General features: G+C 65.5%; 21 protein-coding genes and 1 pseudogene. 8 read left to right on the top strand and 14 right to left on the bottom strand.

The annotated features are described in order from the left end of the window. The first annotated feature begins 53 nt into the window (after positions 1 to 53). Positions 54 to 737 (top strand): hypothetical protein, encoded by a 684-nt coding sequence (locus C9F13_RS07990; protein WP_108445705.1) that lies wholly within the window; start codon positions 54 to 56, stop codon positions 735 to 737. Between the two features lie 74 nt (positions 738 to 811). On the opposite strand, the gene gcvA is transcribed toward C9F13_RS07990, so the two are convergent. Further along, on the bottom strand, positions 812 to 1,714 hold the full coding sequence (gene gcvA, locus C9F13_RS07985) for a transcriptional regulator GcvA (protein ID WP_108445704.1): 903 nt from the start codon (positions 1,712 to 1,714) through the stop codon (positions 812 to 814). Positions 1,715 to 1,854: 140 nt separating this feature from the next. Between gcvA and C9F13_RS07980 the strand changes: the two genes are divergently transcribed. Together C9F13_RS07980 and C9F13_RS07975 are read left to right on the top strand one after the other, a co-directional pair. Next, the gene (locus tag C9F13_RS07980) at positions 1,855 to 3,228 is read left to right on the top strand and encodes an MFS transporter (RefSeq protein WP_170121136.1); all 1,374 of its coding nucleotides are present in this window, start codon (positions 1,855 to 1,857) and stop codon (positions 3,226 to 3,228) included. 65 nt (positions 3,229 to 3,293) lie between these two features. Further along, the gene (locus C9F13_RS07975) at positions 3,294 to 4,235 is read left to right on the top strand and encodes a carbon-nitrogen hydrolase family protein (protein WP_108445703.1); all 942 of its coding nucleotides are present in this window, start codon (positions 3,294 to 3,296) and stop codon (positions 4,233 to 4,235) included. 9 nt (positions 4,236 to 4,244) lie between these two features. Here C9F13_RS07975 and C9F13_RS07970 read toward each other — a convergent pair whose 3' ends face one another. The 3 genes from C9F13_RS07970 to adhP form a co-directional block, all read right to left on the bottom strand. Continuing rightward, positions 4,245 to 4,871 carry a class I SAM-dependent methyltransferase gene (locus C9F13_RS07970; RefSeq protein ID WP_108445702.1) on the bottom strand — a complete coding sequence of 209 codons (627 nt, stop codon included), beginning with the start codon at positions 4,869 to 4,871 and terminating at the stop codon, positions 4,245 to 4,247. Between the two features lie 135 nt (positions 4,872 to 5,006). After that, a complete protein-coding gene (gene exaC / locus C9F13_RS07965; protein WP_108445701.1) occupies positions 5,007 to 6,527 on the bottom strand; it encodes an acetaldehyde dehydrogenase ExaC in 1,521 nt (506 codons plus the stop codon). Between the two features lie 157 nt (positions 6,528 to 6,684). Beyond that, positions 6,685 to 7,713 (bottom strand): alcohol dehydrogenase AdhP, encoded by a 1,029-nt coding sequence (gene adhP / locus C9F13_RS07960; protein WP_108445700.1) that lies wholly within the window; start codon positions 7,711 to 7,713, stop codon positions 6,685 to 6,687. Positions 7,714 to 7,864: 151 nt separating this feature from the next. On the opposite strand from adhP, the gene C9F13_RS07955 reads away from it, so the two are divergent. Next, the gene (locus C9F13_RS07955) at positions 7,865 to 8,554 is read left to right on the top strand and encodes a response regulator (RefSeq protein ID WP_108445699.1); all 690 of its coding nucleotides are present in this window, start codon (positions 7,865 to 7,867) and stop codon (positions 8,552 to 8,554) included. On the opposite strand, the gene C9F13_RS07950 is transcribed toward C9F13_RS07955, so the two are convergent. Together C9F13_RS07950 and nosP are read right to left on the bottom strand one after the other, a co-directional pair. Further along, positions 8,546 to 9,952, bottom strand: a complete 1,407-nt coding sequence (locus tag C9F13_RS07950; RefSeq protein ID WP_108445698.1) for a hybrid sensor histidine kinase/response regulator — start codon at positions 9,950 to 9,952, stop codon at positions 8,546 to 8,548. The genes C9F13_RS07955 and C9F13_RS07950 overlap by 9 nt on opposite strands. Beyond that, positions 9,882 to 11,039 carry a nitric oxide-sensing protein NosP gene (nosP, locus tag C9F13_RS07945; RefSeq protein WP_108445697.1) on the bottom strand — a complete coding sequence of 386 codons (1,158 nt, stop codon included), beginning with the start codon at positions 11,037 to 11,039 and terminating at the stop codon, positions 9,882 to 9,884. The genes C9F13_RS07950 and nosP overlap by 71 nt, the downstream gene beginning before the upstream one ends. Positions 11,040 to 11,368: 329 nt before the next feature. Between nosP and C9F13_RS17485 the strand changes: the two genes are divergently transcribed. Next, positions 11,369 to 11,656 carry a hypothetical protein gene (locus tag C9F13_RS17485; RefSeq protein WP_157955182.1) on the top strand — a complete coding sequence of 96 codons (288 nt, stop codon included), beginning with the start codon at positions 11,369 to 11,371 and terminating at the stop codon, positions 11,654 to 11,656. A gap of 79 nt (positions 11,657 to 11,735) precedes the next feature. Here the strand turns inward: C9F13_RS17485 and C9F13_RS17630 are convergent, their stop codons facing one another. Then, the gene (locus tag C9F13_RS17630; RefSeq protein WP_211310932.1) at positions 11,736 to 11,924 is read right to left on the bottom strand and encodes a hypothetical protein; all 189 of its coding nucleotides are present in this window, start codon (positions 11,922 to 11,924) and stop codon (positions 11,736 to 11,738) included. A gap of 57 nt (positions 11,925 to 11,981) precedes the next feature. Next, positions 11,982 to 12,296, bottom strand: coding sequence for a DDE-type integrase/transposase/recombinase (locus C9F13_RS17625; RefSeq protein ID WP_211310931.1), 315 nt, complete (start codon positions 12,294 to 12,296; stop codon positions 11,982 to 11,984). A gap of 659 nt (positions 12,297 to 12,955) precedes the next feature. Here C9F13_RS17625 and C9F13_RS07930 point away from each other — a divergent pair. Genes C9F13_RS07930 through C9F13_RS07920 form a run of 3 tightly spaced genes read left to right on the top strand, consistent with a single transcriptional unit; the run spans position 12,956 to position 15,788 of the window. After that, a complete protein-coding gene (locus C9F13_RS07930) occupies positions 12,956 to 13,927 on the top strand; it encodes a TRAP transporter substrate-binding protein (protein ID WP_108445695.1) in 972 nt (323 codons plus the stop codon). After that, positions 13,927 to 14,514 (top strand): TRAP transporter small permease, encoded by a 588-nt coding sequence (locus tag C9F13_RS07925; protein ID WP_108445694.1) that lies wholly within the window; start codon positions 13,927 to 13,929, stop codon positions 14,512 to 14,514. Before C9F13_RS07930 ends, C9F13_RS07925 begins: the two co-directional genes overlap by 1 nt. Before the next feature lie 17 nt (positions 14,515 to 14,531). After that, positions 14,532 to 15,788: a TRAP transporter large permease gene (locus tag C9F13_RS07920; protein ID WP_108445693.1), complete on the top strand. Its 1,257-nt coding sequence runs from the start codon at positions 14,532 to 14,534 to the stop codon at positions 15,786 to 15,788. A 36-nt stretch (positions 15,789 to 15,824) separates the two neighbouring features. Here C9F13_RS07920 and C9F13_RS07915 read toward each other — a convergent pair whose 3' ends face one another. The 6 genes and pseudogenes from C9F13_RS07915 to C9F13_RS07880 form a co-directional block, all read right to left on the bottom strand. Continuing rightward, positions 15,825 to 16,883 (bottom strand): LysR family transcriptional regulator, encoded by a 1,059-nt coding sequence (locus tag C9F13_RS07915; protein WP_211310930.1) that lies wholly within the window; start codon positions 16,881 to 16,883, stop codon positions 15,825 to 15,827. 45 nt (positions 16,884 to 16,928) lie between these two features. Continuing rightward, positions 16,929 to 17,275, bottom strand: a pseudogene (locus tag C9F13_RS17860) (ATP-binding protein). Positions 17,276 to 18,304: 1,029 nt separating this feature from the next. Beyond that, entirely contained in the window at positions 18,305 to 20,290 is a 1,986-nt protein-coding gene (tkt, locus tag C9F13_RS07895) for a transketolase (protein WP_108445689.1), read from the bottom strand. Between the two features lie 6 nt (positions 20,291 to 20,296). Further along, positions 20,297 to 21,433, bottom strand: a complete 1,137-nt coding sequence (locus C9F13_RS07890) for a glycerate kinase (RefSeq protein WP_108445688.1) — start codon at positions 21,431 to 21,433, stop codon at positions 20,297 to 20,299. 10 nt (positions 21,434 to 21,443) lie between these two features. After that, complete coding sequence (locus tag C9F13_RS07885) at positions 21,444 to 22,424, bottom strand: D-2-hydroxyacid dehydrogenase (RefSeq protein ID WP_108445687.1); 981 nt, start codon at positions 22,422 to 22,424, stop codon at positions 21,444 to 21,446. Positions 22,425 to 22,529: 105 nt separating this feature from the next. Then, positions 22,530 to 23,282 carry an SDR family NAD(P)-dependent oxidoreductase gene (locus tag C9F13_RS07880; RefSeq protein WP_108445686.1) on the bottom strand — a complete coding sequence of 251 codons (753 nt, stop codon included), beginning with the start codon at positions 23,280 to 23,282 and terminating at the stop codon, positions 22,530 to 22,532. Positions 23,283 to 23,327 lie beyond the last annotated feature (45 nt).

Genomic DNA, 23,327 nt, shown 5'->3' with positions numbered 1-23,327 from the left:
GCCGGCTGCACCGCGAGCGACGAGACTGGCAGCGTCACCCAAGGAGAACCGCCATGACCCGCTCTCTCACCCGTACCCTGCTGGCGCCCGCCCTGCTCGCCGTCGCCCTCGCTCCCCTGGCGCTCTCCGCCAGCGCTGCTCCCCAGGAGGGCTGGAAGGAGGGCTGGCAGCACGACGCTAGCGAGGAACATCGCGAGCAGCACGAGCAACGCCGACAGGCCCTCTTCGAGCGGGCCGGCATCGACGCTGAGACCCGCGAGGCGCTGGAAGAGGCCCGCCGCGAGCACCGCAAGGCCATCCGCGAACTGCGTGAGGCACACCGCCAGCGCCTGGACGAGCTCCTCGACGACGAGCAGCGCGAGGCCCTGGCCACGGCGCGCCGGGAACTCCGTCAGGAGTGGCGCGACGAGCGGCGCGCCGAGCAACGCGAGGCCATGCAGCGGCGCCTGGCCGCGCTGGTCGACACCTGGGAGCTCTCGGACGCCGAGCGCGAGGCGCTGCGCGAGGCCCGCGAAGCGATTTACGCTGACATGCAGGCGCTGCGTGAGGGTGACTTTGCCTCAGACCAGGAGCGTCGAGAGACGATGCGGGAGCTGCGCGAGGAGCATCAGGCGACCCTTGCCGAGATCCTCAGCGACGAGCAGCTCGCCGAGATGCGCGAGGCCCTGGAGCCGCGCCCGTGCGACGGCGTGGCGCGACACGGTCAGGCCGACGGGGCCGCGCCCGGGGAGGACTGAGCTCCCCCGACAGACTGCGGTTCACGACGGCGACGCTCCGGCGTCGCCGTTCTCGTGTCCGCCGGACGCCCGCCTCACTCCCGGGCACAGAGCTCGTGGAGCCAGTCGCGGCAGGCCGCCAGGGCGGGATTGCCCAGGGCATCGGCCCGGTAGGCCAGGTAGTAGTCGACGCCGGCGGGCAGCCAGGGCTCGAAGGGGGCCACCAGCCGCCCCGCCCGGAGCTCCTCGCGGACCAGGCTGAAGGGACCCAGCGCCACGCCCCGCCCGGCCACCGCCTCCATGATCGCCAGGTACCAGACGCTGAAGCGCGGCCCCGAGCGGGCGTCCACCTGGGACGCACCGGCCATCGCCAGCCACTCGCGCCAGCCGGTCACCGGGGGGCCGGGGTGCGGGTCGAAGATATGCAGCAGCCGCTGGCGGCCGAGGTCGGCGGGCTCGAGCAGCGGATCCTTGCCCTCGAGCAGGGCCGGCGCGCACACCGGCGCCAGGGTCTCGCGCAGCAGCAGCTCGGAGACCACCCCCGGCTCCCGCGACGGCCCCAGCCGCACGGCCAGGTCGACGTCCTCCCGTCGCAGGTCGACGTTGCGCTCGGTGGCGCCGATGCGCACGTCGACCTCCGGATGGCGCGCGTTGAACTCCCAGAGCCGCGGCACCAGCCATTGCGTCCCCAGCGACGGGGTGACGTTGAGGGTCAACACCTGGCCGGCCTCGCGGCTCTGCAGCACGCGGGTGGCCTGCTCCAGCCGGTCGAAGGCCTCGCTGAGCTCCGGCAGGTAGCGCTCGCCCGCCTCGGTCAGCTCCAGGCCACGGGCGTGGCGCGCGAACAGCGCGACCTCGAGCCAGGCCTCCAGGGCCCGGACCTGCTGGCTGACCGCCGAGGCGGTGACGTGAAGCTCGCTGCCGGCGGCGGCGAAGCTCTCGTGGCGCGCGGCGGCCTCGAAGGCGCGCAGGCCGTTGAGGGGTGGCAGACGGCGCATGGATGACCCTTAGTTTTTCTTGTGCATCGATGTAGCAAATCGCGTTTGTCAGCATAGCACTGGGACCCTATTTTACCTGCCTGCGCCGGATCCGGCGCCGAATCGACAAGCCCCACTTTTTCTTTCGTCAGGAGCCGCCCATGGCGATCACGGCCCCCCGTTCCGGCACCACCACCGTCTCCGCCGCCTGGAGCCTCTGGGCGCTGCTGCTGGGCGTCGGCCTGCTGATGCTCGGCAACGGCCTGATGGGCAGCCTGCTGGGCATGCGCGCCGCCGAGGAGGCGTTCGGCAACACTGCCACCGGCGTCATCATGTCCTCCTACTTCGTGGGCTTCCTGGCCGGCTCGACGCTGACGCCCCGCAAGCTGCGCGAGGTGGGTCATATCCGGGTCTTCGCGGCGCTGGCCTCGATCACCTCGATCGCCATCCTGGTGCACGTGATGGTCATCGACCCCTGGATCTGGGCCGGCATGCGCCTGGTCACCGGCTTCGCCTACGCCGGCCTCTACGTGGTGACCGAGAGCTGGCTAAACGGCTACGCCTCCAACCAGCTGCGCGGCCGCCTGCTGGCCTTCTACATGGTGATCAGCTACCTCGGCATGGGTGGCGGGCAGCTGATGCTCAATCTGGCCGACCCCGGCGGCGTGATCCTCTTCCTGCTGGTGTCGATCCTGGTGTCGCTGGCGCTGGTGCCGATCCTGTTGAGCCACACCCCGCAGCCGGACACCAGCCAGCCGGAGTCGATGAGCCTGCGGCGACTCTGCCGCCTCTCGCCACTGGGCACCATCGGCTGCCTGCTCACCGGCATCGCCAACGGCACCGTGTTCGGCATGGGCGCGGTCTACGCCACCCGCGCGGGCATGGCGGTGGACGAGGTCGCCGCCTTCATGGGCGCCTTCATCCTCGGCGGGGCGCTTTTGCAGTGGCCGCTGGGCAAGCTGTCGGACAAGACCGACCGCCAGAAGGTGATCGTGGCAGTGGCCGGCCTCGCCACCCTGCTGGCGCTGGCCGGCCTGACGGTCGGCGCCGACGCGCCGCTGCTGCGCATCGCGCTGGGGGCGGCGCTGGGCGGCACCAGCCTGACCCTCTACTCGCTCTGCCTGGCGAATGCCAACGACGACCTGACCCCGAGCCAGGTGATCGCGGCCAGCAGCAGCCTGGTGCTGGCGCTGGGCATCGGCGCCACCCTCGGCCCGGTGAGCACCGGCCTGCTGATGGAGTGGCTCGGCCCCGACGGCTTCATGTGGGACATGGCGGCGATCCACGCCCTGCTCGTCGCCGTGGGCCTCTACTGCCTGGTGCACTACCCGAGCCGCGCCTCGGAGACCCACGGCCACTATGTCGCCATGCCGGCCGGCAGCGCGGCGCTGGGCACCACCTGGGCCGATGAGGCCGCCAACGAGGCCGAGCAGCTGGAACTCGACCTCGAGGCCGAGCCGGCGGCGGCCGCCGAGGCAGGGACGGATGACGGCGCCTGGGCGGAGCAGGGCGCGCCCCGGCCCGCGCCGCTATAGTGAAGTCAGGCTAGTGCCCGTGAGCGACGCCCCTCGGCGCCGGCCGCGCGCACGAGGACCCTGCCATGGCCACGAACGTCGCGGTGATCCAGTCGCCCCCGGTCCTGCTGCAGCGCGACGAGACGCTGCACCAGATGCTGGCCTCCATCGATGCGGCGGTCGGCGCCGGGGCGACGCTGCTGGTCTTCCCGGAGGCCTACCTGCCCGGCTACCCCACCTGGATCTGGCGACTCGCCCCCGGGAGCGACATGGCGCTCTCAAGCGAGCTGCATGCCCGGCTGCGCGAGAACGCCGTCGACCTCGAGGGCGACACCCTCGCCCCCCTGCAGGACGCCGCCGCGCGGCACGGCGTGACCCTGGTGACGGGCCTCCACGAGATCGACCGGCGCTACAGCGGCACCACCCTCTACAACAGCGTGGTGGTGATCGGCCCGGACGGCCGCCTGCTGAACCGCCACCGCAAGCTGATGCCGACCAACCCCGAGCGCATGGTCTGGGGCATGGGCGATGCCAGCGGGCTTCGGGTCGTCGAGACGCCCGCCGGGCGCATCGGCTGCCTGATCTGCTGGGAGAGCTACATGCCGCTGGCGCGCTACGCCCTCTACGCACAGGACCTGGAGATCTTCATCAACCCGACCTGGGACTCGAGCGACGCCGGCCTCGCCAGCCTGCGCCACATCGCCCGGGAGGGCGGCTGCTGGGTGATCGGCACGGCGACCGCGATCCAGGGCAGCGACATCCCGGCGACCTTCCCCGAGCGCGACCGGCTCTTCACTCCGGAGGAGTGGATCAACGTCGGCAATGCGGTGGTCATCGCGCCCTCCGGCGAGGTGGTGGCGGGTCCGCTAAACCGCGAGAAGGGCATCCTGCATGCCGAGATCGAGGTCGAGAGCGCCCGGCGCGCGCGCCGCTCGCTGGACGTCTGCGGCCACTACGCCCGGCCCGACCTCTTCTCGCTGACGGTCAACCGCGCCCCGCTGCCCCCCGTCCGGTTCTCGGACGACTGACGCCCGGGCTCAGCCGCTCCCGGGCGGGTTTCGCGTGAAGAGCGCCAGCTGGGTCGGCTGGCCGAGGTCGGGGTCGAGCTCGCCGATGCCCGAGAAGCGCACGCCATAGCCGTGGCGGCGGGCGACCCCACGGCCCCAGTCGCGAAAGCGCGCGCGGCCCCACTCGAACTTGTGATCGGGGTCGCGAAATTCGCCGCGGGCAAGGCCGTAGAGCGGGTTGTAGTCGCCGTTGGGGGTGGTCATCACCACAAGCCCGGGGCGCAGGTCGGCGAAGACCGCCCGCTCGACCCGGGAGAGCCCCTCGGGGGGCACGTGCTCGAGGGTCTCCACCATGGCCGCGGCGTCGAAGCCGACCAGCGCCGGATGGGCCTCGGCATAGGAGCCGCAGATCAGCTCGAGGCGCCCCGCCCGGGCGGCGGGCAGCGTCGCGAGCCTCAGTTTGGCCTGGGCGAGCAGCTCGCCACAGAGCTCCAGGCCGACCACCCGCTCGAACTGCGCGTCGCGCAGCAGGTACTGCAGCAGGCTCCCGGAACCGCAGCCGAGATCGAGCACCCGCCTCGCCCCGCTGGCGCGGATCAGCGACGCCGCGCGCTCGAGGCGGGCCTGGTGGAGGTCGGGGTCTTCGCGGTCGGTCATGGCCGTGTCGTCCGGTCGGAGGCGGCACCCGTGATGATGACGCACCCCGGGCGGAGCGGGTAGCAGCGGCCAAAAAAAGGCGCGACTCGCGTCGCGCCGAAATACCTGCTCGAGGCCCGCCGGGGCGTCAACCGATCAGAAGAAGCCCAGCGGGTTGATGTCGTAGCTGACCAGCAGGTTCTTGGTCTGCTGGTAGTGCTCGAGGGCCACCTTGTGGGTCTCGCGGCCGACGCCGGACTTCTTGTAGCCGCCGAAGGCAGCGTGGGCCGGATACTGGTGGTAGCAGTTGGTCCAGACGCGCCCGGCCTGGATGCCGCGGCCCATGCGGAAGGCGACGTTGATGTCGCGGCTCCAGACGCCGGCGCCGAGGCCGAACTCGGTGTCGTTGGCGATGGCCAGCGCCTCGGCCTCGTCCTTGAAGGTGGTCACCGCCACCACCGGGCCGAAGATCTCCTCCTGGAAGACGCGCATCTTGTTGTGGCCCTTGAGCAGGGTCGGCTGGATGTAATAGCCGTTGTTGATGGCCGGATCCAGCGACTCCCGCTCGCCGCCGGTCAGGAACTCGGCGCCCTCCTCGCGGGCGATCTCCATGTAGGACATGATCTTGTCGAACTGCTCCTGGGAGGCCTGGGCGCCGACCTGGACGTCGGTGTTCAGCGGGTTGCCACGGGTGATCTTCCCCACCTTCTCCATCACCCTGGCCATGAAGGCGTCGTACATGCTCTCCTGGATCAGCGCGCGGGAGGGGCAGGTGCACACCTCGCCCTGGTTGAAGAAGGCCAGCACCAGGCCCTCGGCGGCCTTGTCGATGAACTCGGGCTCGGCGTTCATGATGTCGGCGAAGTAGATGTTCGGCGACTTGCCGCCGAGCTCCACGGTGGAGGGAATGATGTTCTCGGCGGCACACTTGAGGATGTGCGCGCCCACGGGGGTGGAGCCGGTGAAGGCGATCTTGGCGATGCGCTTGCTGGTCGCCAGTGCCTGGCCCGCCTCGGCGCCGTAGCCGTTGACCACGTTGAGCACCCCGGGCGGCAGCAGGTCGCCGACCAGCTCCGCCAGCACCAGGATGGAGGCCGGGGTCTGCTCGGCCGGCTTGAGTACCACGCAGTTGCCCGCCGCCAGCGCCGGCGCCAGCTTCCAGACGGCCATCAGCAGCGGGAAGTTCCAGGGGATGATCTGCCCCACCACGCCCAGCGGCTCGTGGAAGTGGTAGGCCACGGTGTTGGCGTCGATGTCGGCGGCGGTGCCCTCCTGGGCGCGCAGGCAGCCGGCGAAGTAGCGGAAGTGGTCGATGGCCAGCGGCAGGTCTGCGTTCAGGGTCTCGCGCACCGCCTTGCCGTTGTCCCAGGTGTCGGCCACGGCGAGGCTCTCGAGGTTCTGCTCCATGCGATCGGCGATCCTGAGCAGCGCATTGGCGCGCTCGGCGGCCGCGGTCCTGCCCCAGGCCGGGGCGGCGGCATGGGCGGCGTCCAGGGCGAGGTCGATGTCCTCGGCGGTGGAGCGGGGAATCTGGCAGAACACCTCGCCGTTGACCGGACTGATGTTGTCGAAGTACTGGCCCTTCACCGGGGGCACGAACTCGCCGCCGATGTAGTTGCCGTAGCGCGACGCGAAGCTGACGACCGAACCGGCCTGGCCGGGGTTGGCATAGATCATGGCGTGACTCCTGGATATTGTCGTTATGGAGGTGCAGCGTTCAGTGTTGGCGAGCACGGCGCCCGGCGACATCCGCCGGTGGCAGGAGCCGGGCTCCTCCTTCGGGAGGAGATGATGCGCCCGGCGAGCCGCCTCGCCGGGCGTCACCGCCGGCGGCTCAGGACGTCATGTCGAGCACCACGCGTCCCTCGATGCGGCCCTCGATCATGCGCTGGAAGACGTCGTTGATGTTCTCCAGTCGGTCGGTGGCCACCGTGGCCTTGACCTTGCCCTCGCCGGCGAAGTCCAGCGACTCCTGCAGGTCCTGGCGGCTGCCGACGATGGAGCCGCGGATGGTCAGGCCGTTGAGCACGGTGCCGAAGATCGGCAGCGGGAAGTCCCCCGGCGGCAGGCCGTTGAGCACCAGGGTACCGCCCCGGCGCAGCATGCCCTGGGCCTGGTCGAAGGCCTTGGGCGAGACCGCCGTGACCAGCGCCCCGTGGGCCCCGCCGATCGTCTTCCTGATGTAGGCCGCCGGGTCGGTCTTCATGGCATTGACCGTCACCGCAGCGCCCAGCCGCTCGGCCAGCGCCAGCTTGCCGTCGTCGATGTCGACGGCCGCCACGTTGAGCCCCATGGCCCGGGCGTACTGCACGGCCATGTGGCCGAGGCCGCCGATGCCGGAGATCACCACCCACTGGCCGGGACGGGTATCGGTCATCTTCAGCCCCTTGTAGACCGTGACGCCGGCGCACAGCACCGGGGCGATCTCGAGGAAGTCGACGTTGTCGGGCAGGCGACCCACGTAGCCGGCATCCGCCAGGGTGTAGTCGGCGAAGCCGCCGTTGACCGAGTAGCCGGTGTTCTGCTGCGACTCGCAGAGGGTCTCCCAGCCGCCCAGGCAGTGCTCGCAGTGGCCGCAGGCGGAGTAGAGCCAGGGCACCCCGACGCGATCGCCCTCCTTGACGTGGGTGACGCCCTCGCCCACGGCCACGATGTGCCCCACCCCCTCGTGACCGGGAATGAACGGCGGCTCGGGCTTGACCGGCCAGTCGCCGTGGGCGGCGTGCAGGTCGGTGTGGCAGACCCCCGAGGCCGCGACCTTGACCAGGATCTCGCCGCGCTTCGGCCGCGGCGTCGGGACCTCCTCGATGGCCAGCGGTTCGCCGAACTTGCGCACCACGGCGGCCTTCATCGTTGCATCCATCTCGAATCTCCTTTTCCTTTTCGCGGGCCGCGCCGGGGGATGGACGCGGCCTCCTCCAGTCTTGGTCAGCGGAGCCAGGTGGGACATACTGCGTTGGCAGGAGAGCGCCTCCCCCTTCGGTAGGAGGCGAGACGATGCCAGGAGGATTGCCATGCACACCCTGATGGTCGCCGATGACCATCCGCTGTTTCGCGAGGCCATCGGCGCGGTGATCACCGCCGGGCTGCCCGGCAGTCGACTGCTGGAGGCCGAGAGCCTGGCGCACGCCCTCGAGAGCGCCGAGCAGCACGCCGAGGTCGACTTGGTGCTGCTTGACCTCGGCCTGCCCGATGCCAGCGGGCTCGAGGGGCTCAAGGCGCTGCGCGAGGCCCATCCCGCCCTGCCGGTGGCCATCCTCTCCGCCGACCAGGAGCGGCGCACCGTCCTCGAGGCCATCGAGCTCGGCGCGGTGGGCTACATCCCCAAGTCGACGCCGCGCCGGGAGCTGCAGGCGGCGCTGACCCGCCTGCTGGAGGGCCAGCTCTACCTGCCGGCGGAGATCATGCGCCGCCCCCCGGCCGCGCCGTCCTCGCCGCCGGCCGAGGCTCCCCCGCAGGACGCGCAGCGCCGGCGCCTGGCCGAGCTCACCGACAAGCAGCTCGAGGTGCTGATCCGCCTCTCCCGGGGGGCCTCCAACAAGGTGATCGCCCGGGAGCTGGAGATCGCCGAGACCACGGTGAAGACCCACGTCTCGGCGATCCTGCGCAAGCTCGGCGTCGCGGGCCGCGTCCAGGCGATCCTCGCCGCCGGCGCCCTCGACCTCGAGGCGCTGCTCGCCGAGCGCCATGCCCCCTCAGCCTGAGCGGGCGCCTCGCAGGGCGACCAGCTGCATGCGCAGGCGCAGCGGCTTCACGGGCTTGAGCAGGCAGCCGTAGCCCCGCTGGCGGGTCAGGCTCTTGATCGCGGCGTCGTGATTGGCGGTGATCACCACCACCGCGAGCCCCGGCCGACGCTCGCCCAGCCGCGCGGCCACCGCGAGGCCATCGGGATCGCCCTCCCCCAGGTGATAGTCGACCAGCAGCACGTCAGCGGCCTCCTCGGGCGCATGAGCGTACAGGTCGGCCTCCAGGGCGGCCAGGGCGGTGGCGGTGCGCACCGCACACCCCCAGCCGGCGAGCAGCGCCGCCATGCCCTCGCAGATCCCGGGGTCGTCGTCGACGACCCAGACCCGCATGCCCGCCAGCAGATCGCCCTCCCAGGCCGGCGCCGGCGCGCTCGGGGGCGCCTCCGGCAATCGACCCTCGGGCACGCGCACCGCGAACAGCGACCCGCGCCCGGGCACCGAGGCGAGCCTCAGGGGGTGGTCGAGGATGCCGGCGATGCGATCGACGATCGCCAGCCCCAGCCCCAGGCCGCGATCCTCGGCGTCGCGGCGCTCGCCCAGGCGCTGGAACTCCTGGAAGATCGCCTCGCGCTGGGCCTCGGGAATGCCGGGCCCGGTATCGGCCACCAGGATCTCGAGCCCGCCGGGGCGCCGACGGCAGCCCAGCAGGATCCGGCCCTGCTCGGTGTAGCGAATGGCATTGGTCAGGAAGTTGCGCACCACCCGCGCCAGCAGCGCCAGGTCCGAGGCGACCACCGCCTCGCTTCTCACGTAGTGCAGCGCCAGCCCCCGCGCCGCGGCCATCCGGCGGAACTCCTCGGCCAGCACGTCGAGCAGCCGCGCCACGGGAAAGGGAGCGATGTCCGGCTCGAGCACCCCGGCGTCGAGCCGCGAGATATCCACCAGGGTGCCGAGCAGCGCCTCCACGTCCTGGAGGGAGCGGCCGACATGCCCCACCAGCCGGGTCGAGTCTGCGGGCAGCTCGTGCTCCTCGAGGGCGCTGGTGAAGAGCCGGGCGGCGTTCAGCGGCTGCATCAGGTCGTGGCTGACCGCGGCCAGGAAACGGGTCTTGGAGAGGTTGGCCGCCTCGGCCTCGGCCTTGGCGGCATGCAGCTCGGCCAGGGTCTGCTGCAGCGCCTCGGTGCGCTCGCGCACCTGCTCGGCGAGCAGCACGGCGTGCTCGAAGGCCGCATAGGGAGCCGCACCGGCCACCCCGGCGGACTCCACCCGCTCCATCAGTGCGCCGGCGATGCGGCGCAGGCGTGCGTTCTCCGCCAGCAACTCGCGCTCCCGGGGAGAGGCGTCGTCAGGTATCGCCCGCGGCCGGTCGAGATCCAATGGCGACCCCGGTGAAGGTCTGGTTGATGTGCATGCCATGGTGCTGCTCCCCATAGGAGTTGAAACCGACCACCCGCGAGCGCGCCAGCAGCCGCGAGGCGGCGTCCACCTGCTGGCGCGTTTCCAGCTCCAGGCGGCGCAGGAAGCAGTCGCAGGCGATGATCAGCGCCGGCTCACCGAGGCGCTCGCCGAGCCCGGTGAAGACCGCCTCGAGGTCCTCGAGCAGGGGCGCGGGCCGCATGGCGGTAAGCACGATGCCGTTCTCCACCGCGCAGTAGAAGCTCAGGCTGCCGTCGTCATTGACCCGCTGGATGGCGCGCACGTAGTGCGCCTCGCCCAGCCGCACCGCCAGGGGGTATTGCGCGAAGACCGCGGCGTCCAGGGCGGCGACCGGCAGCCCCACCAGCCGGGCATACTCCTCCGCGGCCGGCAGGGCGTTGAGCTCCAACACCCGGCGGCGCTCGCGATCGGCGCGGGTGACCACCAGCTTCTCGGTGCGCGGTCGCAGGTGGTGGGTGGTGAAGACCTCGAAGGGCAGCCGGGTGTTGATCAGCACCACCACCGCGGCCTGGCCGTGGAAGCGCCCCTCGGCATGCACGTGGGTATGGGCCAGGCGATTGTCGTCGCCGGCGGAGCCGCCGAAGCTGGGAATGCGCCCCAGGGCGGCATCCAGGGTCGCCAGCACCTGCTCCTCGCAGCTGGAGAGGCCGTCGAGCAGCGTCAGGGCGAAGCTCTGCCCGGCCAGGGGGGCCAGGGCGCGATCGCGACAGTCGTCGAGCAGGCCATCGACCAGACGCTGGGCGCGCATCAGGTCGAAGTCCGCCAGGTTCTCGACCAGCGCGCAGGAGACCGCGAAGTGACGACGGTCGAGGCCGATGGCGACGATGCCGCCGCGCCCGTAGCCCTCCGGCGTGATCTCCCCGGCGGTGGTGCAGCCCGCCACCGCCACGCCGGCGAAGGCCGCCTCCAGGGCCTCGGAGAGCGCCGCCAGGGGGTACTCGGCGCTGCAGAAGAACAGCACGAAGCCGAGCTCGGGGTGGCGCAGCGCCTCGGCGAGCTCCCGCGCCGCGGCCCGGGGGTCGCGGCGGCGGCTGACGGCGGTGGGCAGCGGTTCGCCCTCGGCCATCGTGCCTGGGGCCGTCGCGCCCCGGTCTGCCGTGCCCCGGTCAGAGGCACCACCGAGCCCGGGGCTGGCGGGGGAAAGATCACGCATATCGGCCTGCCTGTCGGGTTTGGGGCAGTGTATGCCCCGCGGCCGGGGGGCGACAACGCCGGTCGGTCGACGCTCGCATCCGGCCAGGGAGCGACCAGGCGGCCTGGTACTTTCTGCTGATCCGCTACCGAAATTGACCAATATCAAGGAGGGAGCTGTCCCCCTGCGTCTACCTTATCTGGACGGTGCCCGGAAGAGGCCCGGATGACAAGAACGGAGATGCCCATGCCTGCCTGCCCGAGATGCATCCCCTCCCCAGCCTCGCCGATCAGCCGCTGTCACTCACCTACGACCACGAGTCTCGCGAGATGGTGCGCTACCGTGGCCGGGCCCTCCCGGAGCAGTACCGACTGCACCTCTCCATCAGCGACGACGCCATGGCCACCCAGACCCTGAGCTACGCCCTGGCCTTCGCCCAGCACTCGCGTCAGTTCAGCGAGCTGATGGCCCGGCACTGCCAGCTGGCGGGCCTCAGCGTCAGCTCGTCGATCAGCAGCACGCTAGAGGGACGGTGGCCCGGGCAGCTATAGGGGTCGGGCCGGCCGCCGCTGCCCACCTCCCCCTTGAGACTGCCCTCGATGAAGGCGTTGGCCTGGGCCAGTAGCTTCATCAGGGCAAACTCTCGCTCGCCGATCCGGTGCTCGGTCTCGGCGGTGAGGGGCACGACGACGCAGATGATGCCCGCCTCGCCGAGCGGTTGAGATCCTCCAGCAGCTCGCGGATGGCCTGATTCAGTGAAGCCAGCGTGAAGAAGATGTGATGACGCAGGCGGGCCAGGATCCAGCGCTCGACCAGCACGCCGGCTTCCACCATGGGCTTGTAGGGCCGCGCCGGCAACACGATGACCTGGTAGTGCTACGCCAGCTCAGCGTAGGTCGCGTTCAGCTGGCTATCGTAGCGGCATGCCCGCGTGACGGCGCTCTTCAGATTATCCGGGACAAGCAACTCTGGCACCCCACCGAGGAACGGGAAGGTACGCTTGTGGGAGAGGATCCAGTCGAGCAGCGACTGGCTCCAAGAGGCTTCGGCGAAGGTGACGCTGGAGGCCCCCAGCACCGCCACGAACAGCTGTGCGTTGCGCACCTCGCCAGTGGCCTGGTTGATGATAGGCAAGGTCAGGCCGCAGTAGTCGATGAACAGCCTCTCGCAGGCGCGGTGGACCTGGCGCACGCTGCGCCGTTGAGGGCCGCGCCACGTTTGGCAGTGTGGGCAGAACTAGATGTAGCGGTACGCCTTGCCGTGGGCCTCGGCGTACTCCGCCCACAGCAGCTGCAGGGTCATGCCTTTGTGCTTGAGGGCCGGGTGGACCAGGAAGTAGTCCGGTGCTAAGAAGCGCAGCGGCGGTGTTTCGGCCGGGCAGCCGCGCCTCCAGCGCCGCCTCGTCGGTACCGTCGGGCAGCGGCCAGCTGATGCCGGCGGCCTGAGCCAAGCTGACGTACTTGCTGACCACGCCCTTGGAGAGGCCGCAGGCCCGAGCAATCTTCTCGTGGCTGAGGCGGACGTCGTACTTGAAGCACACCCCCAGTGTCAGGATGAGTGTCGCACCCTCTGATACCGTGCTCTTATAATCCGCCCCGGGGGTCGTTTGTCTTAGCCGTGGCCGATATTCGCGACCGTCGTCTCCGGCCAATTGACTGGAAACGGCAGCTTTCATCCGAAAAGCCCGGTTTTTGTTAAGCCCTGCTTACCTTTCCGTTAAGACCTCCTCATTGAAAACGGCCCGAGTAAAGTCAAGTATGGATTCCGAGGATGCCGTATCAGCATTGACCTGACGACGGTATTCATGCACTTGAGAAAACAACAAACCCAATCGCTCTCAGGAGTACGCCATGACATCTCTTACCAAAAGTCTAATCACCGCTTCCATTGTTACCGCCTGCGTCGGCACCAGTGCCCAAGCCGAACAGCTCACTTTTGCTCATGGCGCGAATCCGGGTAATCCCCGTTACGAGGCCGCTGAGGTGTTTGCCGCGATCGTGCCGTCCTGCGCACCGGATACGAACGTCAAGGTTGCGCCGTCCGCCACCATGGGCGACGACGCGGAGATGCTGACATCCGCCACGGCGGGCATTATACAGATGACCGCCAACTCCCAGGGAACGCTTGCCCAGATTGTGCCTGAAGTGGGTATGTTGGGGCTGCCTTTTCTGTTTGATAACGAGATGGAGGTCTGGGAGGTTCTGGACGGGCCTATTGGCGACAAACTGGACAAGCTGGCTCAGGAATCAGGGCTCAAGATTGTGACGTTTTGGGATAACGGCTTCCGCCACGTGACTCACGTCAACAAGTTCGTGACAACCCCCGCCGACCTGCAAGGCATGCAAATCCGGACCCCACCGGATCAGGTTGCGATCGATATCTTCAAGGCCCTGGGCTCCAACCCGGCACCGCTGGGCTGGAGTGAGCTGCCAACCGCGTTGCAAAGTGGCACCTTCGATGGCCAGGAGAACCCGTTAACCAACATTTACTCCGCGAATCTACATGAAATCACCCCCTTCATTTCTCAGACGGGGCACCAGTATCAAAGCACGCCCGTAGTCGCTGGTCTGGGCTGGTGGAATTCGCTTCCGGAAGAGCGTCAGGCTTGTATCACCGAGGCGGCGGAGCATGCCGGTTGGTATCAGCGGGGGCGGAACTATATTCTGAACGAGAACCTGAAAGCCACGATCAAGAATGAGGGTGGCAAGTTCGCTGAAGTCGATCACGCTGCCTTTGTCGACGCCGTAGCGCCGGTGTATGAGAAGTATGAAGAGAAATTCGGCTCGTTTATCGCTGATCTGAGAAAAGCGACGGATCAGTGATGACTACGTTTGAGGTGTCTACTGTGAACCTGCCAAAACAGGCAAAGCCAGAGCGTAATCGCTCTGGCTTCGTAAAGGGGCTGTCTGATCGGATGGTACAGATAATGTACCTGTCGGGAGCGGCGGTGGTTGTCACCACGCTAGTGACGATGTTTCTGGCCATCCTACTGAACGTGGTTCTCCGATATTTTTTCGGTAGCGGCATAACCTGGGCTTACGAGATCCCCGCGATCCTGTTTCCCTGGACCGTGGCCGGCGGCATGGTGATGGCGTCTGCACAAGAGCGCCATATCAAGGTGGACCTGATTCCGGGACTGTTGCCAGAGGGATTCGCGCGGGCTGTGGCCGTCGCCGTAAGTCTGTTTGTGAGTGTAGTGTCGGTCGGCGTGGTTTACTACTCCATGCCGATCATCAAAGCGTCTCAGTACAGCAGACTCGCTGAAACGGGCATCCCACAGATCTATGGCTATTCAAGTCTGGTGTACGCGTTTTCTTTGATCGCGCTGCTCGGCATGCTTTCAGCCATCGAATACATCACCGGCAACCGGGCATTAGCCCAGGACCCTACAGCGAAGAATTACAGCTGAGGCGGGGGGGATAAACAATGGCATCTTTACTAATTTGGGTTTTTCCCATTCTGCTGCTGGTGTCGGTGCCAGTTGCGTTCGCGATGATCGGTGCGTCCGGCATCGCCCTGATGTTCGAGGGTCAGTCGCTTGCGGTTATCGCACAACGGCTTTACACCCCCACACAAAGCTTCCCTATGCTGGCGATCCCGTTTTTCATCCTTGCCGGAAGCCTGATGATGTCCGGGCGCTTTGGTGAACACCTGGTGAATTTTGCCAAGCTCCTGGTCGGCCGTTTCCGTGGTGGTATGTGCCATGTGAGCGTGGTGGGGTCCGTGATGTTTGGTGGGGTGTCAGGCTCTGCCGTTGCGGATGCATCGGCCTTGGGAAATGCGTTGATTCCGGTACAGAAAAAGGAAGGTTACCCGGCAGGATTTGCGGCGGCGGTGAACGCTTCGTCGTCCACCGTTTCGGTGCTGATACCACCGTCGATCCCCTTGATCTTGTATGGCTTGGTGTCTAATACCTCCATCATTGACCTGTTTGTGGCCGGTATTCTTCCGGGCGTCCTGCTGGGCGTAGGTATGCTGGCGCTGACCTGGTTCGCCGCCGTACGGAGAGGCTTTCCGCCATCCGAGGTCATGGGTGGCTGGAAGAAGTGGAAGTCCGAGCTAAAGCATGCTTTTCCGGCTTTGTTGATGCCAATCTTCGTGATCGGTACGTTGCGCTTCGGAATTGCCACACCCACCGAGGTGAGCGTGATGGCGGTTGCCTATGCCCTGCTGGTCGGCTCGGTTATCTATCGGGATATGAGCTGGAAGGGAATCTTAAGTGCCATCCTTGAGACCGGAGTCATGACCGGGGCAGTCATGGTTATTATCATGGCATCCTCCATCATCCAGTGGATTCTGACGATGGAGCAAATTCCCCAGGAACTGGCTGCGTGGGTGACCGGATCGCTTTCCGAGCCATGGCAGGTCATTCTGGCCATGAATGTGATCATGCTGCTGGTGGGGACGTTTCTTGATTTACCGGCGGCGGTGCTGCTTCTCGGGCCGTTGTTTACCGGAATTGCCGCCGCTATCGGTCTGGACCCTGTTCAGCTTGGACTGATCATGGTGGTCAACCTAGCTATCGGCCTCTATACGCCGCCGGTTGGTACAACGCTATACATTTCCTCAACGATCGCCAAGGCATCCGTGGGCAGTGTCGTGAAGGAATTGGTTCCGTTTTATCTGTTAGCGCTCGCGGTACTTGCGCTGATCAGTTATGTACCCGCGGTAACGATTTACTGAACCAGCCAGAATCACGCCGCTTCAGGCGGCGTGGTTCTATTTCTGGAACGAAATATTGTTGAAGGCATCCGGGATGTTGTTGATTGCGATGTCATGACTTTGTAGAAAAGCCGAGATCGTCTTCTCATGCTTCTCCGCCTCGTCAATGATCCAGTTCCTGAAAACCTGAACCAGTTTGCGACTCCTGTGACGGCTTGGGCTGACAAGCCAGTATGCCGGGAAATTCACTGCGCCGAGTTCGGGCACGAGGGGGACCAGGGATCCTTCCAGCAACTCCTGTGTGGCCAGCGTGGTTGATTCCAGCACCACACCAACGTCATTAACCGCCTGTTGCAAGGCCATCGATGACCGATCGAATCGCAGCGCGGCAGACTTTGGAGAGCGAACAATGCGGTGACCCGCCAGCCAGTTATCCCATTGAACAACCGCTTTCACGCTGTCAATTAGCCGTGCATTCTGCAGCACCTCTCGGTCATCCGGCCCGCATTCCTCGCGCAGTCTGGTACGGTAAGACGGGCTGCACAGGGGTAACACGTAGTCAGATAACACCTCCTCGCAGTGCAGTCCATCCCAGGGAGTTGGACTGTAGCGGATATCGAAGTCGACAACCTCCCGGTCGAAATTGGATGGATCGGGACTGGCATCAATTCTGAGGTCCCACTCCGGATTCTGCGCGATAAACTCCGCCAGTCTAGGCCCCAGCCATCGAACCGCAAAACTCGGCATGATTCGAACGATGAGCTGGTGACTGACCTGTCGCCGGGAAATGGTCTGCCGGGCATCACGCAACAGCCCAAAGGCGGAGGTGACGGCCATAAACAGCTGTTCCCCTTCCAGGGTCAGGCTGAGTTGGCGTTTATCCCGGCGAAACAAGCTGACGCCAAGCATTTCCTCCAGCAGTTTGATCTGCTGACTGACGGCCGAAGGCGACACCTTGAGGTCGTCGGCCGCCCTGGCAACACGTCCGTGTCTTGCAACCGCCTCAAAATAGATCATGCCATTCAGGCTGGGATCCCGGGACATAACGTCACCAATCAAGTGTTGTCGTTGTGGTGTTGAATCGTGGTGGTCGCCAACCCTCGTGTCAATGGCCATCAGAAGTGACCCACCAGCGGTCAACAAAAGTGCCCCTCGTGACAGTCAGATGAGCGTCTTCTGCTTCAGCCGGCAGCCCGCTCCCCTGCAGGTAGAAGTGCGAGTGGTGGATGATCCGGCCGACGATCGGCACCGCCACGTTATCGTCGTGGAAGAACTCCCCCAGCTGGTAAAGTTCTTGTTAGCGGTGATGATCAGCGACCGGTGCTCGTGGAACCGGTTGGTCAACTGCAACAGGGGGTAGCGCGCCTCACGGCTCATCGGCAAGTAGCCAGTTCGTCATTCACCAGGGCGTCGACCTTGGCGAGCTTGTGCAGCGTCTTCTTCAGCTCGCCTTTCATCTCGGCGAGCTCCAGTTCCTCGACCAGGTCCAGGGCGTTACGGCACAGCACCCGGTAGCCGGCCTAGATGGCCTTCTAGCAGATGCCGATCGGCAGGATGCTGCTATGTCTGTCAAGCCGCCATTTCATGGCCATCGAGCACTTTGGATAAGCGTCTGGCCAGATATCGTTTCAGGCAGCGTCGGATTTACCGATGGCTCTTTCCCTTGGGGACAAGGCAGGCCATGTACTGGGGAGTTTCCTTGGGGTAGATGTATCGATTGAGCACGATAGTGCACAGGGTACAGGTGAGCGCTCGGTCCTCATGGCGGTTGAGCCGATACCTCACCACCTGGCCCGACGAGGCGGGAATTGGCGACACCGGCCAGCATGGCAAGTGCGGTTTCCGAGCGCAGGCGGCCGTCAGCGGGCCCACGCCGGACTCATCCAGCAGCTCCGGCGACCTCTCCCTGACCCATCGCTCGATCTGCGCTTCCAGGTCATTGGCTTCGGCCTCCAGAGCCAGAATCCGCCTTGTCGAAGCGCGAAGGGCCATGACCGTACCGCTATGCTCGATGCTCTACTGGGCGGTCGCGTACTACGGACGATCAGCGTATTGGTGTACAGCAGATGCAGCTGATGTCGTGGCGGCGTCACTACCAGCGCCTTGAGATGAGGCACCGGCCAGCCCATGGCCTGTACAGCGGCATGGCGGATGTGCACCAGCACACGGACAGCTTTGCGTATCCCTCGACGCCGTGGCTGAGCCAGCTAGGCTCGACTGAGCGCCTCACGAGCCTCAAGTGTAGCGTCGAGCTCATCGCTCTTGGCGCCGTTGCGGCGTACCGGACGCCTTGGTCGATCGATCTCAGCGACGCATTCGGCGTTTTCCAGCAGTAAGGTGGTCAACCCGCTGCCATAGCTGCCTGAACCCTCAATGGCCCATAGGCATGTACCTGGGGCACGCTGGCGAGCGAACTGGAGCAAGTGATTGGCACCGAACCCATCGGTGTGGAGGGTGATGGTTGAAGTCGACCCGATCCTTCGGATCACCTGACAGATTGCCCCTTGCTGAATCCCGAAAGCAGGGGGCTTTCCAGCTCAATGGACGCGCCAACGCTGTTTCACCTCCTCCACAACAGCTGCAGCGGTAATATTAAAGTGTTCATAAAGCGTCTGCGCCGATCCACAGGCTCCGAACTCCGTCATACCCACGAACCCTCCATCACCAAGGTAACGATCCCACCCGAACCGCAAAGCTGCTTCTATGCCAACTCGGATCGTGCCTTCCCCTAGCACCCGAGAACGGTAGGCCTCGTCCTGTTGATCAAAGAGCTCCCAGCAGGGCATGGACACGACAGCCGTGGGCAGGCCCTGGCGCTGTAGTTCTTCCCTGGCAGCCACGGCGATCGCAACTTCTGAACCAGTGGCCAGCAATGTGACGGCGCGCGCTCCGTCGCTGGCTTCCGCCAGGATATAGGCACCGCGGCTGGAGTAGTTTGCCTCCAAGTCGGCGTGCCTGACTATTGGAAGATCCTGCTTAGCAAACACCAGGGTATTAGGGCCCGACTTGTGCTCCAGGGCCAGTTGCCAGCACTCGGCGGCTTCCACGGCATCAGCGGGTCGGAACACCCGCATATTAGGCATGGCACGTAACGAGGCCAGGATCTCAACCGGCTGGTGAGTCGGCCCGTTTTTCCCAACGCCGATGGAATCGTGACTGAAGACGTAATTGACCGGAAGCCCCATCAATGCAGACATCCGCATGGCCCCTCGCTGGTAATCGGAAAACGCCAGGTAGGTCACCGACAACGGGATCGCTCCGCCATGGGCGGCGATGCCGTTGGCCAAGGCGCCCATCATGTGCTCACGCACGCCACAGTGGATATAGGAACCGGAGCGGTCAGCGGCAGAGAAGGCGCTCAGACTTCGTTTGTGGGAGGTGGGCGCTTCAAGGTCGGCACAGGCCACCAGCCGTTCAGGCAGCACGTCCACCAGCAGGTCGTTGATCTCCGCCGAGGCACTGATTCCTGGCCTGGGCGTGTTCTCGTTCACCACCCGCTGTTTGTAATAGTGCAGGACCTTCTCCCACCCCTGGGGCAGGTCACCGGCCAGAATCCGGTCGAAGTATGCACGCTGTCCTACGGGCATGGCGTCCAGCCGTTGTTGCCAGGTGGCGTACTCGTCTTCGCTTCGACGGCCCGCTGCCCGCCAGCAGGCCAGTATGTCATCGGGGATGGAAAACGGGGCGTGGGACCAGCCGAGGAGTTCCCGGGCCGCCCGCGAATCCTCGGAAGACAGCCGGGCACTGTGGCCGCCACGGGTACCCTGAACCCGTGGTACACCGCAACCAATCACGGTGCGGCAGGCCAGCATCGAGGGCCTCGGATCCTTCTTCGCCTCGGCGATGGCGTCAGAGACGGCCTCAAGGTCGTGCCCGTCCAGTTCGATAACGTGCCAGTGCGCCGCCCGAAACCGATCCGCCACGTTCTCACTGATGGCGAGACGGGTATCGCCATCGTCGGTCATCCGGTTGTCGTCCCAGAACAGGATCAGCTTACCCAGTTGCAGGTGGCCTGCCAGCGAAATCATTTCCTGGCCCATGCCTTCCTGCAGGCAGCCATCGCCAACAAAGGCGTAGGTGTGATGATCAACAAGGTCCTTGCCAAACCGTGCGCCCAGCGAAGCTTCCGTGACGGCCATGCCCAGGGCATTGCAGATCCCCTGGCCAAGCGGCCCGGTGGTTACTTCAATACCGCTGTCGACATCGATCTCGGGATGGCCGGCGCAATGGGACCCCAGTTCCCGGAAGGTCTTGATCTGATCCAGCCCGATCTTTTCGTAACCGGTAAGATACAACAGCGAATACAACAGCATCGAGCCATGCCCGTTGGACAGCACAACCCGATCCCGATCCGGCCAGTGCGGGTCGGCGGGGTTGAATTTCAGGTGCCGGGTAAACAGGGCGGTGGCAATTTCTGCCATGCCTAGCGGCACGCCCTGGTGGCCCTCCTGGGCCTTTACGATGGCATCAATTGAAAGAAATCGGATGGCATTGGCTAAGCTTTGGGAATCGGTGTTGTTCATCGCTTATTATTCTTTTCCGGTGTACCAGGTCGCCGCAACATTGCGAGCGGCGAATCGTAGATTCTCTTCGGCGTGCACCAGGGCTTCTGGCAACGTGGTGGCGCGGCGGACAATGCCATGGACCGCCACGATGCCCTGGTCAAACAAGGCCTCAGCGCCTTCGTTGACGGCACCGGCAAGAGCCAGTACCGGAACGCCGGCCGCCTTTGCCCGCCGACTGACACCGACCGGCGTCTTGCCCCGCATCGTCTGGCCATCCAGGCAGCCTTCCCCAGTAATCACCAGATCAGCGCCTTCGAGGTGTCGGTCGAATTCCAGCGTATCGAGCACAATGTCTATACCCGGGCGCAACTCGGCATTGAAGAAGCCCAGGAAAGCCGCCCCCAGTCCGCCGGCGGCCCCGGCGCCCGGCAGATCGACAACTCGCCGGCCAGTGGTGTTAAACGCCACCTCGGCAAATCGTTCCAGACAGCGGTCCAGATGGCGCACCGTCGCTGGATCGGCACCTTTCTGGGGTCCGAAGATGACGGACGCCCCGTGTTCGCCAATCAGCGGGTTATCAACGTCACAGGCAACCCGGAACTGGGCCTTGGCCAGCCTGGGGTCAAGCGCGTCAAGATCGATGCGCCAGACATTGGCAAGGGCGGCGCCGCCCGGTGGCAGCTCCTGGCCATCAGCGTCAAGGAATCGGGCGCCCAGGGCCTGGAGCATGCCTGCCCCGGCATCGTTGGTGGCACTGCCACCGAGGGCGATAACAAATTGCCGGGCGCCCCGATCAAGCGCTTTGGTGATGAGTTCGCCGGTGCCCCGCGTGGTGGTCCGTGAGGCATCCCGTGCCTGCAAGGGCACCAGACACAGCCCCGAGGCCGCCGCGCACTCAATGATGGCCGTGCAGCCATCCTCCAGCATGGCCCACCTGGCCTGGACCGGTTCTCCCAGTGGGCCGGTGGCGGTTTCACTGAACCATTCGCCAGCACGGGCGGAGACCAAGGCCTCGGCGGTTCCCTCTCCGCCATCGCCTGCCGGCAGTTCCACCAGGTCGGCCGACGGCACAACCGCCCGGAAGCCATCGGCAATAGCCCTGGCTGCCTGTCGGGCAGTGAGGCTTTCCTTGAATGAATCCGGGGCAATCAGAATTTTCATACAGAGCCGCTCAGACGAGGTCACGACGTTTGGCATGAACCACCGTGCGAACCGGTTCATCCCCCAGAAAGGCATCAATACTGTCCACAACCTGTTGCCAGAGGGACTGCATGGCCTCCTCGCTAGCCCAGGCAACGTGCGGTGTCAGAATGACATTGGGGCGATCCAGGATGCTCAGCAGGGGGTTGTCAACCGCTGGCGGCTCTTTGGTCAGGACATCGAAGCCAGCACCGGCAATCAGTCCTTCGTCCAGGGCCGTCACCAGATCCGCCTCATTCACCAGACCGCCCCGTCCGGTATTGATGACCAGGGGCTTGCGCCTCATTTGCCGGAATTCCGGCAAGCCAATCAGGTCCCGGGTGGTGTCGGTCAGCGGGGCATGCAGGGTGATGATATCGGCCGTTTCAAGAACCTCATCGAACGGAGTATAAGACGCATCGCTGACACGCTCGCCCTTGCGGCCGGCGTAAAGGGGTATCATGCCGAACGCTTCCGCCAGCCGGGCCACACTCGCCCCCAATGTGCCGGTACCGATAATGCCGATCTTCGAGCCCCGCAGATCGCGGATCGGGTGGTTGAAGAAACAGAACTGACCGGACGCCTGCCATTGGCCATCAATCACATCCTGACGGTAACCGACCAGAGCGCGGCGAAGCGCCAGGATCAGGGCCATGGTATGTTCGGGCACGGTGTTCACCGCATAGCCTCGAACATTGGAGACAGTAATACCCAGCTCGGCACATGCCGGGGTATCAATGACGTCGTAACCGGTGGCCGCCACGGTGATGAACCTAAGATCCGGCAACTGTTCCAGGGTGGCACGACTCAGTGGCACCTTGTTGGTAATGGCGACCTGTGCGCCCTGTAATCGCTGGACAACCTGATCTTCGGCGGTGGCGTCGTAGCATACCCAGTCGTGGTCGGCTCGGGGGCGATGCAGATTGACGGTGGGTCCGATGGTTTCACGGTCCAGAAAAACAATTCTTGCCATGATCGTCGTCCTTTGAAAAAAGGCCGGAGGCTTGCTCCGGCCATAAAGGGATGGCCTGACCATCCTTCAGAGGAATACCAAATCGTCTGACGCTCCTGGGTTGACTCAGTGAATAAGGGAACCTCCGTTCACATCAACTTCGGAGCCCGTCACGTAGCTGGAAAGGCCGGAGGCCAGGAACAGACAGCAACCGGCGACTTCTTCGGCCTTGCCCGCACGCCCCATGGGGATGCCCGCCATGACTTTGGCGTTCATCTCCTCGGTCATCTTGCCGGCGGTGATGTCGGTGGCAATAAAGCCGGGGCATACAGCATTGGCCCGGATGTTGTCCGGCGCGAAGTCCCTTGCTGTCGCCTTGGTCAGTCCCAGCACACCGGCCTTGGCCGCCGAGTAATGGGGACCGCCGAACACGCCGCCACCGCGCTGGGCGGAGACGGAAGAAATGTTGACGATAGAGCCGCTCTTGCGCTTCTGCATGTGCGGGATAACCGCTTGGCTCATGTACAGGGTGCCACGGAGGTTCACGTCCAGTACGGCGTCGTAGTTCTGGGGCTCGATGTCAAGCAGGCGCACGGGCTGGGTGATGCCGGCGTTGTTGACCAGAATGTCGATCTGCCCCCAGCGGTCAATCAGGGTGTGGATGGCGGTATGACAGGCGTCCCTGTTGGTCACGTTGCAGGCCAGGCCAACGTGCTGCTCGCCCAGGTCCCGGGCCGCTTCTTCGGCGGCCGCCTGGTCCAGATCGAGGATGGCGACGGTGGCGCCGTGTTCGGCAAACAGTTTAGCAGTGGCCTTACCGAGACCGTTTTTGGAGGCTGCTCCGGTAATCACGGCAAATTTTCCGCTCAGAATACTCATAATGTTGTCACTCTTTTGGCATTGTTAACGGGATGGTTTAACCGC

The organism is Halomonas denitrificans, from assembly GCF_003056305.1.
GTDB lineage: Bacteria > Pseudomonadota > Gammaproteobacteria > Pseudomonadales > Halomonadaceae > Halomonas > Halomonas denitrificans.
The sequence above is the reverse complement of the archived record's forward strand: the minus strand, read 5'-3'. Positions and strand labels throughout refer to the sequence as shown.